The following is a 12,044-nucleotide window of genomic DNA, read 5'->3' as shown; positions in this document are numbered from 1 at the left end:
GGCCTGGACACCCGGACCGGCGCCACCGCCGTCTTCGCCCTGATCGAGGGCATCCACCAGCTGTGGCTGGTCGACCAGGACGGCGACGACCACTACCCCGAGGTCGTCCGCGAGGCGCTGTCGGTGCTGCTGGGCGACCCCGAGGCACCGACGGTCCCCGGAGTGCCCACGGTCCCCGGAGTGCCGACGGTCTCCGAAGTGTCAGTGGCCTCCGAAGCGTCGGCGGTCTCCGAAGTGTCGGCGGCCTCCGAAGCGTAGGCCGGCTGCGAGGTTCCGGTGGTGAAGGGGTAGATGCGGGTGAAGTCCGCGTCCGGCTGAGCCGTCGCGAACGCGCCCCACACCGCCTGCGTCACCTCGGCCAGCACGGTCGCACCGCCCAGCTCGGCCACCTCGCGCAGGTACAGCCGTACGTCCTTCGCCATCAGCGTGTTGCTGAAACCGGAGGCGTAGCGGCCGGTCAGCACCTCGTCGGGGAACTTGTCGGCCGTCGCCGCGCTGCGCCCGCTGGAGGCGTTGAGGACCTCCAGCAGCACCGCCGGATCCAGTCCCGCGGACGTGCCGAACGCGACGGCCTCGCTGGTCGCGGCGAGCGCGGTGGCCGACAGGAAGTTGTTGGCGAGCTTCAGCGCCTGCGCCTGCCCGGGCCGCTCCCCGACCCGCCGCCGACGGTCGCTGAGCCCCGCCAGCACCGGCTCCACCCGCGCGCAGTCCGCCTCCGAGCCCGCGTACATGACCATCAGGGTGCGCCTGCGGGCGCCCGCCGCTCCGCCGGAGACCGGCGCGTCCACATACCCCAGGCCCATCGCGGCCAGTCGGCGGGCGGCCGACACGCCCACCGTGGAGGTGTCCACGACATGCGTGACCCGGCGGTCGCGGACGGCCTTGAGGTCCCGTACGACCTGCTCGCAGACGTCTCCGTCGGGCAGGCTGAGCACGACGACGTCCACGGCGCGGGCGAGGTCGGCCGGGCCCGGGGCCCAGCGGGCGCCCAGCGGGGTGCGGGCCGGTCCCGCGGCGTCGTACGCCAGCACCTCGAAGCCCGCCTTGACCAGGTTCGCGGCCAGCGCGCCGCCCATGTTGCCCAGCCCGACGAAGCCGACGACCGGGCCGCTCACACCGCCTCCCGCGCGGTGCGCACCTCGCGGATGACCGAGCGGGCCGCGTTCCCGGCGGGGGCGCCGCAGTACGCGGTGATCTGGTACAGCAGCTCGTTCACCTCGTCGTCGCTCACCCCCGCGTTGACCGACGCCCGCAGATGGATGCGGAACTCGTCCATGCGGCCTGTCGCGGCCGTCATCGCCAGCACCAGCAGGCTGCGGTCGCGGTGGGTCAGCGGGCCGCCCCGCGCCCACACCCCCCAGGCCATGGCGGTCAGGTAGTCCTGGTAGTCGGGCGGCACGGGGTCCCCGGGCGGTGCGGTCCGGGAGCCGTCGTCGCCGATCATCTCGGCCCGGACCGCCCGCGCGGCCCGCTGCCGGTCGTCGTCGTACATCCGCTGTCTCCTTCTCGCCGAAGTCGCGCCGCTGGTCCGCCGCTGTCCTGCTGCTGTCCTGCCGATGTCTTGTCACTGTCCTGCCGGAGGTTCGTGCTACAAGTGCGCGCTGACGGTTTTGAGCTGTGCGTACTCGTGCAGGGCCGCCAGCCCCTTGTCTCGGCGTCCTCGTGGAGCAGGTCGGCGATCCGGTGCAGCACGGCGGCGCGGTCGGCGGGGGAGTGGTCGGCCCAGCCGTGTCGGGCCCGCTGCGCCGCCGCCACCGCCCGGTCCACGTCGTCCGCGCCGCCGGCGGCGATCTCGTCGCCGCTCTCCCGGGTGGCGGGATCGAGGGTGGGCAGCCAGGTCCGGCCGGCCGGGGGCACGTCCCGGCCGTCGATCCAGTGCTGGTGGCGAGCGGTCGAGGTCACCTGGGTCCTCCCTGAGCCATCGGCGAGAGCTGACATGACGATAGGTGGAAACGGTATTCTCCTCAAGAGAGATCGCTGTTATCTTGGCGGTGTCAACCGACCGGAGGTTCCGTTCCATGGCGTACTTCCCCAAGCCCTCCGAGGGCAGCTGGACCGAGCACTTCAAGATCGACACCGAGCCGGTCTCCTACGCGGATTCGATCTCACCGGAGCACTACGAACGCGAACGGGACGCGATCTTCCGGCGGACCTGGCTGAATGTCGGACGGGTGGAGCAAGTCCCGCGCAGGGGCAGCTACTTCACCAAGGAGCTGGACGCCGCCCGCGCCTCCGTCATCGTGGTGCGCGGCACCGACGACAAGGTGCGCGCCTTCCACAACGTGTGCCGGCACCGCGGCAACAAGCTCGTCTGGGACGACTTCCCCCGCGCGGAGACCAAGGGCAACTGCCGCGCGTTCACCTGCAAGTACCACGCCTGGCGCTACGACCTGGAGGGCAAGCTCAGCTTCGTCCAGCAGGAGTCGGAGTTCTTCGGCCTGGACAAGTCGCAGTACGGACTGCTGCCGGTGCACACGGAGGTCTGGGAAGGCTTCATCTTCGTCAACCTCGACCCGGACAACACCACGTCCCTCAAGGACTACCTCGGAAGGTTCGGCGCCGGCATCGAGGGCTACCCCTTCGACAAGCTCACCCAGGTGCACAAGTACCGGGCCGAGATCGGCAGCAACTGGAAGCTGTTCATCGACGCGTTCGCCGAGTTCTACCACGCGCCGATCCTGCACTCCGGCCAGTACGTCGCCGAAGAGGCCGCCAAGATCAAGAAGTACGGTTACGAGGCGCTGCACTACGACATCGACGGCCCGCACAGCATGGTCTCCTCCTGGGGCGGCATCGCCCCGCCGAAGGCCCGGGCCATGGTCAAGCCGATCGAACGGGCCCTGCGCAGCGGACTGTTCGGCGCCTGGGAGGAGCCCGACATCGGGCTGACCACCGAGCAGCTGCCGCCCGCGATCAACCCGACCCGCAGCAAGGTCTGGGGCATGGACTCCTTCGTCTTCTTCCCCAACTTCATGCTGCTGGTCTGGCGGCCCAACTGGGTGCTGACCTACCACTACTGGCCGACCTCGTACAACACGCACATCTTCGAGGGCACCGCCTACTTCGTGCCGCCGCAGAACGCCTTCCAGCGCCTCCAACAGGAGCTCGCGGTGGTGTCGTTCAAGGAGTACGGACTGCAGGACGGCAACACCCTGGAAGCCACCCAGACCATGCTGGAGTCACGCACCCTGGAGCAGTTCCCGCTGTGCGACCAGGAGGTTCTGCTGCGGCATCTGCACACCACCGCACGGCAGTTCGTGGACGCGTACGCCAAGCAGCCGTCCACCGCGTCCTGAAGTCCAGCGAGCACAGAGGGAGATCCCGGACATGGCCAACGTCTTTCCCGCCGACTTCGCCGCGCTCGAACCGTTCGCGGACTGGGCGGTCCAGGGCGAGAAGGCGCGCTATGCCAAGCGCGTCGCCAGCACCATGGAGGAACTGCAGGCCTTCTACGACGTGGCGTTCCCGCTGCTGGAGAAGGGCGCCGGGTATCTGGAGACGGTGAGCCTCGACGGCATCGGCGAAGCGGACAAGCACCTGCTGTGGGCGTTCTGCTCCCTGGTCACCGTTGCCTTCCCCGTGGAGGCCTGGGGACAGCCGCGCGTCCCGGACAGCGGGCCCGCCGGCATCGATGCCGTCGTCGAACCGGCCGTGTGAGATGAAACCGCTTCCGGAAACACGAGAAACACCGACACGAGAAACACCGGTCCTGCTGCGGGCCGCGCGGCTCCTCGACGTCGACAAGGGCGAACTCGTCGCGCCGGGCGAGGTGTTGGTGGTCGGCGAGCGCATCGCCGAGGTGGGCCGGCCGGCCCGGCTCCCCGAGGGCACGGCTCTCCGCGACCTCGGAGACGTCACGCTGCTGCCCGGCCTCATGGACATGGAGGTCAACCTCTTCCTCGGCGGCCCCGACCACCGCAGCCCGCTCATCCCGGTCCAGGAGGACCCCGCGCTGCGGACCCTGCGCGCCGTCGCCAACGCCCGCCGCACGCTCCACCGCGGCTACACGACCGTCCGGAACCTCGGGCTGTTCGTGCAGACCGGCGGGGTGCTGCTGGACGTCGCGCTGAAGAAGGCGATCGACCTGGGGTGGGTCGAGGGCCCGCGGATCGTGCCCGCCGGGCACGCCGTCGCACCGACCGGCGGACACCTCGACCCGACCATGTTCCAGGCGTTCGCGCCGGGCGTGCTGCCGTTGACGGTGGAGGAGGGGATCGCCGACGGGGTCGCCGAGGTGCGCAAGGCCGTCCGGTACCAACTCAAGTACGGGGCGCAGGTCATCAAGGTGTGCGCCTCCAACGGGGTCATGTCGCACACCGGGCCGGCCGGCGCCCAGCAGTACTCGGACGAAGAGCTGCGGGCCATCGTCGACGAGGCCCACCGGGCCGGCGTGAAGGTCGCCGCGCACTGCATGGGGGACTCGGCGATCCGGGCCGCCGTCGAGGCCGGCGTCGACTGCATCGAGCACGGCTTCCTGGCGAGCGACGCCACCCTCGACCTGATGGTGGAGCGCGGCACCTTCCTCGTCGCGACCACCTACCTGACCGAGGGCATGAACACCGCCCACGCCGACCCGGCGCTCCGGGCCAAGGCGGCCGACGTCTTCCCGCGCGCCCGGGAGTCCACGGCGCGCGCGATCCGGCGCGGCGTCAAGGTCGCCCTCGGCACCGACGCCCCCGCGATCCCGCACGGCAGGGGCGCCAAGGAGCTCCTCGCCCTGGTCGACCGCGGCATGCGGCCGCTGGACGCGCTGCGCGCCGCCACGGTCGTGGCGGCCGATCTGATCGACGCCGAGGACCGGGGACGGCTGCGGGAGGGTCTCCTCGCGGACATCGTCGCCGTCCCCGGCGACCCGCTCTCCGATCTGTCCGTGACCGAGCGGGTGTCCTTCGTGATGAAGGGCGGCCGGGTGGTCCGGGACGACACGGGGAGCGCCCCAGCAGGCTGACAACGAAAAAGAGGTGTCGGCGATGTACGACTACGTGATTGTGGGCGCGGGATCGGCGGGCTGTGTCCTGGCGAGCAGGCTCTCGCGCGATCCCGGCGCGCGGGTGCTGCTCGTCGAGGCGGGCGGCCCCGGCCGGCACCCGTATCTGCGGATCCCCAAGGGCGTCGGGAAGCTCTTCGGCGACCCCGCCTACTCCTGGCACTACCGCACCCGCCCGCTGCGGGAGGGCGGCAACCCGGAGGTGTGGGTGCGCGGCAAGGTGCTGGGCGGGTCCAGCGCCGTCAACGGCATGGTCTACAACCGGGGGAGCCGCGCCGACTGGGACGCACTGGAAGGGCTCGGCAACCCCGGGTGGGGCTGGGACGCGGTCCTGCCCGCCTTCCGGGCCCTGGAGGACAACGCCCTGGGCGCCACCGCCACCCGCGGCGCGGGCGGCCCCCTGCATGTGTCGGGGGTGCGCGATCCGGATCCGCTGTGCGACGAACTCGTCGCCACCGGTGAGGCGTTCGGGCTGCGGGCCGTCACCGACGTGAACGAGGAGGACGGCGAGCGCATCGGCCACGCCATGGCCACCATCAAGGCCGGGCAGCGCTTCAGCTCGGCCCGCGCCTTCCTGCGCCCGGCCCGCTCCCGGCCCAACCTGACCGTCGCACCCGACACGACCGCGGTCAGGGTCCTGTTCGACGGCGACAAGGCCGTCGGCGTCCGGCTCCGCACGGCCGACGGCCGCGAGGAGGACGTCCGGGCCCGCCGCGAGGTCGTCCTCAGCCTCGGCAGCCTCGCCACGCCCAAGCTGCTCCAGCTGTCCGGCATCGGCCCCGCCGAAGTGCTCCGGGCGGCCGGCGTCGACGTCCGCCTCGACCGGCCGAACGTCGGCGCGCACTTGCGCGAACACCGCTGTCTGGCCCTGCGGTTCCGGCTCAACGCCCCGCTCGGCGCCAACCGCCTCCTCGCCACGCCGGCCGCCCAGGCCCGCGCCGGAGCCGGCTACCTCCTCACCCGCAGGGGCCCGCTGGCCCGGCCCGCCTACGACGTGATCGGCTTCCTGAAGACCCGCCCCGAACTGGCCCGCCCCGACGCCGAGGTGCTGCTCGCACCCTGGTCCCTGGACACGCTCGTGCCCGGGAAACCGGCGGGCGTGGAGCGGGAACCCGGGATCTCCGCGTGCGCCCTGGTGCTGCGGCCCACGTCGGAAGGGGTGCTGGCGATCACCTCGGCGGACCCGGACGGCGGCCTCGACATCGACCCCGGCTACTGGAACTCGGCCCACGACCGGGAGACGGGCGCGGCGCTCTTCCGGCGGCTGCGGGAGTTCTTCGCCGTCGATCCGATCGCCTCGCGGATCAGGCGGGAGACGTTTCCCGGCCCGGCGGTCACCTCCGACGAGGAGATCCTGCGGTCCTCGCTCGACGGCGGATACTGCGGATTCCACGCGATCGGCACCTGCGCGATGGGCTCCGCCCCGGAGGACGTGACCGACCCCCGGCTGCGGGTGCGAGGGGTCGACGGGCTGCGGGTCGTCGACGCGTCCGTGCTGCCCGCGATGGTCGCCGGGAACCTGAACGGGCCGGTGATGGCGCTGGCCTGGCGGGCGGCGGAACTCGTCCTCGAAGACGCCTGACCCGGGACGGGACAAGACGGGCAGGGGGTGCCTGTAGGGCTCCCCCTGCCCGTCTGCCCGTCGTCAGCCCGAGTGCGTGACCAGCCCGTTCGGGCACCACGCCCGCAGGAAGTCCGCCGCCGCCCCCACGTGCCGCATCCCCTGGGCCGACGCGTCCTCGTAGACCCGCAGGTCCACCGCCACCCCCGAGTGGGCGGCGCGCGTCGCGAACGACAGGGCGTCGTCCAGCAGGACCTCGGTGCCGGCCGCGTGCAGCTGGATCGGCGGCAGCCCGTGCAGGTTGCCGTGCAGCGGGCTGAGCAGCGGGTTGCTGCGGGACTCGGGCCCCGCGTACGCGGCCGCCCGCAGCGGCAGCGACTCCGCGTCCACCGTGCGGTCGGCGGCCGCGTTGAGCAGCAGGCTCGGCGCCTCCAGCGTGAAGTCCAGCAGCGGGGAGACGAGCACCGCGCAGGTGGGCGGCGGCGCGCCCTCGTCGCGCAGCCGCAGCAGCAGCCCGGCGGCCAGCGCCCCGCCGAGCCGCTTGCCGGTCACCGCCACCGCGCCGCCCCGGGCCCGGCAGTGCTCCCAGGCCGCGTACACATCGTCGAGCGCCTGCGGGAACCGCGGCCGGTAGCGGGCGCAGACCACGGCGAACCCGGTGGCGCGCGCCAGTTCGCGCGCGGTGGGCAGGGCGTCCTGCACCGTGCCCGCGAGCCGCGGGTCCCCGTGCAGATACAGCACCGTCTGCTCCACGGCTGCGCGGTCGGGACGCACCTCCGGCCCGAACGGACCTTCCTCGACACGGACTTCACCTGCCACGGGACATCACCCTCTCGGCCGCTTCCCAGTGCTCTTCGGCCACCCACAGCCGGGCGAAGGCCGCGGCGGCCTCCTCCGGCTTTCGTGTGCGGGTGGTCAGGTTCTTGATCTCGCGGGCCTGCGCGGTGGCCAGACCGCGTGCGAACTCCCGCCAGGCGTCGGTGAATCCGGCGCGCGGCAGGACGACGTCGACCAGGCCCAGCCGCTCGGCCTCGGCCGCGTCCAGCACCCGCCCGGTGCCTGCCAGCAGCAGCGCCCGCCCCGGACCCACCAGCCGGGCCAGCCGCTCGGCCCCGCCCCAGGCCGGCACGATGGCCAGCCGGGACTGGTTGAAGCCGATACGGACGTCGTCGGCGGCGATCCGGATGTCGGCGGCGACCGCCACCTCCGCGCCGCCGCCCAGCGCGTGCCCGTTGAGCGCCGCGACGACCGGACCGGGGAAGGCGGCGATCCGGTCGCAGACCGCGCGCATCCGCAGCGCCATCGCGGACGCCTCCGGCTCGGTGCGCAGCCGGGCCAGCTCCTTGAGGTCGCCGCCGGAGACGAAGGCCTTCTCGCCCGCCCCGGTCACCGCCAGCGCGAGCGCGCCGTCAGCCGCGTCCAGGGCCTTCTCCAGCTCGGCCATGGTGGCGAGGTCGACGGCGTTGCGGGCGTGCGGGCGGTCGATCGTGATGACGGCGAGGCCGTCCTCCAGCTCCAGTTCCACCATGTCAGTCCTCGTACTCCACGGTCACGTCGGGTGAGGTCGGCTCGGCCTGGCAGGTGAGCACATACCCTTCGGCGACCTCGTCGGCGTCGAGGGCGTTGTTCACCCGCATCCTGGCCTCCCCCACGGTGAGCCGGGCCATGCAGGTGGCGCAGTCCCCCGACTCGCAGGAGAACGGCGGCGTGAGGCCGGCCCGGCGGGCGCTCTGCAGCAGGGTCTCGCCGGAGCGCTGCGGCACCGAACGCCGCCGACCTCGCAGGACGACGGTGACGGCGCCGCCGGTCACCGGCTGCGGAGCGGCGGATTCCGTGCCGTTCACCGTGCCGTTCACGGCGCTGTTCGCTGTGCCGTTCACTGTGCCGTTCACCGGGGTGAACCGCTCGACGAAGATCCGCTCCTCGGCGACCCCGTGGGCGGACAGCGTCTCCTCGACCAGCGTCATGAACGGCTCCGGTCCGCACAGGTAGAAGTCGGCCCGACGGTCGGCTCGACCGTCGGCCGAGCCGTCCGCCAGCTCCCGGATCCGCTCCGCCGTGACCAGGCCGTCGCGGTCGTCGAGATGGTGGTGCAGGGCGAGCCGCCCGGGATGGCGGTCCGCCAGCGCGTCCAGTTCGGCGCGGAAGATCGCGCCCGGCGCGTCCCGGTGGGCGGCCAGTACGCGCACGGGCCGTCCGGTCGTCGCCAGAGCGCTCTTGACCAGGGAGAACACGGGGGCGATCCCGCTGCCCCCGGCGAACGCGACCAGCGGCCTGCCGCCCGGGTCGGGGCGCAGACAGAAGGCGCCGCTCGGCCGGGTGGCCTCCAGCACGTCCCCCGGCCGCAGCTCGTCGTGCATCCAGCCGGACACCAGCCCGCCCGGCACCCGCTTGACGGTCACACACAGCTCGCCGTCCGTGTCGGGGGAGGACGACATCGAGTAGCTGCGCAGGGTCCCGCGCACCCGGAAGGTGAGGAACTGCCCGGCTCGGTAAGGGAAGTCGGCGTCGAGGGCGAACGTGCGCACATCCGGCGTCTCGTCGACGATCCGGGTGATCCGTATCGGATGGAAGCCATGGTCGCGTGCCATGTATGGAACTTACCTTCTCGCTGTGCGAGAGTGCAATTCTCGTACCGGTGCGAGTGAGGAGACGAGACCCAAGTGAGGAGACCCGTCGCATGCACGCGATTCCCCCCGGCGCCCTGCGGACCGTTCCCCCCGAACTCGCCAAGCGCTACGAGGCGGAGGGCTGGTGGACCGACGAGACCCTCGGCGACCTCCTGAGCGCGGGGCTGGTGACGGCCGGCGGCACGGAGTTCCGCGTGCACTCCGAAGTGCGCCCCTGGTCGGGCACGTTCGCCGAGGTGGAGCGGGTGGCGCGACGGCTCGCCGGCGGACTGCGCGAGCGCGGCGTCGGACCCGGTGACGTGGTCGTCATGCAGCTGCCCAACTGGATGGAGGCGGCGGCCGTGTTCTGGGCCGCCGCCTTCCTCGGCGCGGTGGTGGTGCCGGTGGTCCACTTCTACGGGCCCAAGGAGGTCGGCTACATCGTCGAGGCCACCCGCCCCAAGGCGTTCTTCGCCGCCGAGCGCTTCGGACGCCTGGAGTTCCGCCCGGAGCTGTGCGCCTCCGTGCCCGTCGTGGGCGTGGTGGGCCGGGACTTCGACGAACTGCTCGCCGACGAGCCGATGCCCGGCGTGCTGCCGGTCGACCCGGCCGCCCCCGCCCTGATCGCCTTCACCTCCGGCACCACCCGCGACCCGAAGGGGGTGATCCACAGCCATCGCACCCTCGGCTTCGAGACCCGGCAGCTGGCCGCGAGCTACCCGCCCGACCGCGGCCGGCAGTTCACGGTCGCCCCGGTCGGCCACTTCATCGGCATGGTCAACGCCTTCCTCATCCCGGTCCTCGACGCCTCGCCGGTCAACCTCGGCGACACCTGGAACCCCGCGCAGGCGCTCGCGCTGACGAAGGACGAGGGCCTCGCCGTCGGCGGCGGGGCGACGTACTACATGACGAGCCTGCTCGACCATCCCGACTGCACGCCCGAGCACATCGCCCGCCTGCGCTACGCCGGCCTCGGCGGCGCGTCCGTCCCCTCCGCCGTGACGACCCGTCTGGAGGCCCTGGGCATCCGGGTGTTCAGGGCGTACGGCTCCACCGAGCACCCTTCCGTGACCTGCACGCCCTACGACGGTCCGGCCGCCAAGCGCCTGCACACGGACGGACTCCCGCTGCCCGGCGTGGAGTTGAGGCTCGCCGAGGACGGCGAGATCCTCACCCGCGGCCCCGACCTCTGCCTCGGCTACACCGACCCGGCTCTGACCGCGGCCGCCTTCGACGAGGCCGGCTGGTACCGGACCGGGGACATCGGCGTCGTGGACGATGGGGGCACCTCCCGCTCGAGCGAAGCCGAGAGTGGGGGAGGCTGGCTGTCGATCACCGACCGCAAGGCCGACGTCATCATCCGCGGCGGCGAGAACATCGGCGCCCTGGAGGTCGAGGAGGTCCTGCTGGGCCTGCCCGGCGTCGCGGAGGCCGCCGTCGTCGGCGTGCCCGACCCGCGCCTCGGGGAGCGGGCCGCGGCCGTGCTGCGGATGCTCCCGGGCTGGACGGCCCCGGGCCTGCCGGAGGTGCGGCTGCACTTCCGACGGGCCGGTCTCGCCCGGCAGAAGTGGCCGGAGCAGGTGTGCGTCGTCGACGACTTTCCGCGGACCGCCAGCGGCAAGGTAAAGAAGTTTGTTCTTCGTGACAGCATTGCCACTACCCAGAAGTGAGAATATGATTCTCGCGAACGGTGAAGGAGGATCTCCCATGCCCTCTCGCGACGTCGCGTATCCGCTGTTCGACGCGGACAACCACCTCTACGAGACGCAGGAAGCGCTCACCAGGTACCTCCCCAAGGAGTACGACGGGGCGATCGAGTACGTGAACGTCCGTGGCCGCACGAAGATCGCGATCCGTGGACAGATCAGCGAGTACATCCCGAACCCCACCTTCGACGTGGTCGCCCGCCCGGGCGCCATGGAGGAGTACTTCAAGGTCGGCAACCCGACCGGCAAGACCCGCCGGGAGATCTTCGGCGAGCCGATGCGCGCGATCCCCGCCTTCCGCGAGCCGGCCCCGCGGCTGGAGCTGATGGACGAACTCGGCATCCGGCGCAGCCTGATGTTCCCGACCCTCGCCAGCCTCATCGAGGAGCGGATGAAGGACGACCCGGAGCTGATCCACGCGGTCGTCCACGCCCTCAACCAGTGGCTCCACGAGACCTGGGGCTTCGCCTACAAGGACCGCATCTACACGGTCCCCGTCATCACGCTCCCGATCGTCGAGAAGGCGATCGACGAGCTGAACTGGGTCGTGGAGCGCGGCGCCCGGGCGATCCTGATCCGCCCGGCCCCCGTCCCCGGCTTCGGCGGCACCCGCTCCTTCGCCCTGCCGGAGTTCGACCCGTTCTGGAAGCGGGTGGTGGAGACCGGCGTCCTGGTCGCGCTGCACTCCTCCGACAGCGGCTACGCGACCTACGCCAACGACTGGGAGGGCAACAAGCGGGAGTTCCTGCCCTTCAAGCCCAATGCGTTCCGGCAGGTCCACGAGTGGCGGCCGATCGAGGACGCGGTGACCTCGCTGATCTGCCACGGCGCGCTCACCCGCTTCCCGGAGCTGAAGGTCGCCGTCATCGAGAACGGCGCCTCCTGGGTGGGGCCGGTGCTGAACGGGCTGGCCGACGTCTACAAGAAGATGCCGCACGAGTTCCGGGAGGACCCCGTCCAGGTCCTCCGGCGGAACATCCACATCAGCCCGTTCTGGGAGGAGGACATGGCCGCCCTCGGCGATCTCATCGGCATCGAGCGGGTCCTGTTCGGCTCCGACTACCCCCACCCCGAGGGCCTCGCCGACCCGCTCACCTACGTCGACCACCTGGTGAAGCTGTCCGAGGAGGACCAGGCGAAGGTCATGGGCGGCAACCTGGCCCGGCTGATCGACGGTTGAG

Annotated in this window: 12 protein-coding genes; 6 read left to right on the top strand and 6 right to left on the bottom strand. The window is 72.0% G+C overall.

What is annotated here, in order from left to right:
• Nucleotides 1–92: 92 nt before the first annotated feature.
• Genes ABZ725_RS43925 through ABZ725_RS43915 form a run of 3 tightly spaced genes read right to left on the bottom strand, consistent with a single transcriptional unit; the run spans nt 93 to nt 1,902 of the window.
• Nucleotides 93–1,115 carry an NAD(P)-dependent oxidoreductase gene (locus ABZ725_RS43925; protein ID WP_358807963.1) on the bottom strand — a complete coding sequence of 341 codons (1,023 nt, stop codon included), beginning with the start codon at nt 1,113–1,115 and terminating at the stop codon, nt 93–95.
• Nucleotides 1,112–1,492: a carboxymuconolactone decarboxylase family protein gene (locus ABZ725_RS43920; protein ID WP_358807962.1), complete on the bottom strand. Its 381-nt coding sequence runs from the start codon at nt 1,490–1,492 to the stop codon at nt 1,112–1,114. The genes ABZ725_RS43925 and ABZ725_RS43920 overlap by 4 nt, the downstream gene beginning before the upstream one ends.
• A complete protein-coding gene (locus ABZ725_RS43915; protein WP_358807961.1) occupies nt 1,441–1,902 on the bottom strand; it encodes an aldehyde dehydrogenase family protein in 462 nt (153 codons plus the stop codon). The genes ABZ725_RS43920 and ABZ725_RS43915 overlap by 52 nt, the downstream gene beginning before the upstream one ends.
• Nucleotides 1,903–2,018: 116 nt before the next feature.
• On the opposite strand from ABZ725_RS43915, the gene ABZ725_RS43910 reads away from it, so the two are divergent.
• From ABZ725_RS43910 to ABZ725_RS43895, 4 genes are read left to right on the top strand one after another with little or no spacing between them, the layout of a single operon-like run.
• Nucleotides 2,019–3,296 carry an aromatic ring-hydroxylating dioxygenase subunit alpha gene (locus ABZ725_RS43910; protein ID WP_358807960.1) on the top strand — a complete coding sequence of 426 codons (1,278 nt, stop codon included), beginning with the start codon at nt 2,019–2,021 and terminating at the stop codon, nt 3,294–3,296.
• A gap of 31 nt (nt 3,297–3,327) precedes the next feature.
• Nucleotides 3,328–3,657, top strand: coding sequence for a hypothetical protein (locus tag ABZ725_RS43905; RefSeq protein ID WP_358807959.1), 330 nt, complete (start codon nt 3,328–3,330; stop codon nt 3,655–3,657).
• Nucleotide 3,658: 1 nt separating this feature from the next.
• Complete coding sequence (locus ABZ725_RS43900) at nt 3,659–4,948, top strand: amidohydrolase family protein (RefSeq protein WP_358807958.1); 1,290 nt, start codon at nt 3,659–3,661, stop codon at nt 4,946–4,948.
• Between the two features lie 22 nt (nt 4,949–4,970).
• Nucleotides 4,971–6,569 carry a GMC family oxidoreductase N-terminal domain-containing protein gene (locus ABZ725_RS43895; protein WP_358807957.1) on the top strand — a complete coding sequence of 533 codons (1,599 nt, stop codon included), beginning with the start codon at nt 4,971–4,973 and terminating at the stop codon, nt 6,567–6,569.
• A 63-nt stretch (nt 6,570–6,632) separates the two neighbouring features.
• On the opposite strand, the gene ABZ725_RS43890 is transcribed toward ABZ725_RS43895, so the two are convergent.
• From ABZ725_RS43890 to ABZ725_RS43880, 3 genes are read right to left on the bottom strand one after another with little or no spacing between them, the layout of a single operon-like run.
• The gene (locus tag ABZ725_RS43890) at nt 6,633–7,367 is read right to left on the bottom strand and encodes an alpha/beta hydrolase fold domain-containing protein (RefSeq protein WP_358807956.1); all 735 of its coding nucleotides are present in this window, start codon (nt 7,365–7,367) and stop codon (nt 6,633–6,635) included.
• On the bottom strand, nt 7,357–8,076 hold the full coding sequence (locus ABZ725_RS43885; RefSeq protein WP_358807955.1) for an enoyl-CoA hydratase/isomerase family protein: 720 nt from the start codon (nt 8,074–8,076) through the stop codon (nt 7,357–7,359). Before ABZ725_RS43885 ends, ABZ725_RS43890 begins: the two co-directional genes overlap by 11 nt.
• Before the next feature lies 1 nt (nt 8,077).
• Nucleotides 8,078–9,139 carry a ferredoxin--NADP reductase gene (locus ABZ725_RS43880; RefSeq protein ID WP_358807954.1) on the bottom strand — a complete coding sequence of 354 codons (1,062 nt, stop codon included), beginning with the start codon at nt 9,137–9,139 and terminating at the stop codon, nt 8,078–8,080.
• Between the two features lie 89 nt (nt 9,140–9,228).
• On the opposite strand from ABZ725_RS43880, the gene ABZ725_RS43875 reads away from it, so the two are divergent.
• Nucleotides 9,229–10,827 (top strand): AMP-binding protein, encoded by a 1,599-nt coding sequence (locus ABZ725_RS43875; protein WP_358807953.1) that lies wholly within the window; start codon nt 9,229–9,231, stop codon nt 10,825–10,827.
• A gap of 37 nt (nt 10,828–10,864) precedes the next feature.
• Entirely contained in the window at nt 10,865–12,043 is a 1,179-nt protein-coding gene (locus ABZ725_RS43870) for an amidohydrolase family protein (RefSeq protein ID WP_358807952.1), read from the top strand.
• Nucleotide 12,044 lies beyond the last annotated feature (1 nt).

The sequence above is a fragment of the Streptomyces sp. NPDC006872 genome (assembly GCF_040635845.1).
GTDB lineage: Bacteria > Actinomycetota > Actinomycetes > Streptomycetales > Streptomycetaceae > Streptomyces.
This window is presented reverse-complemented; position numbering and strand designations above follow the sequence as displayed.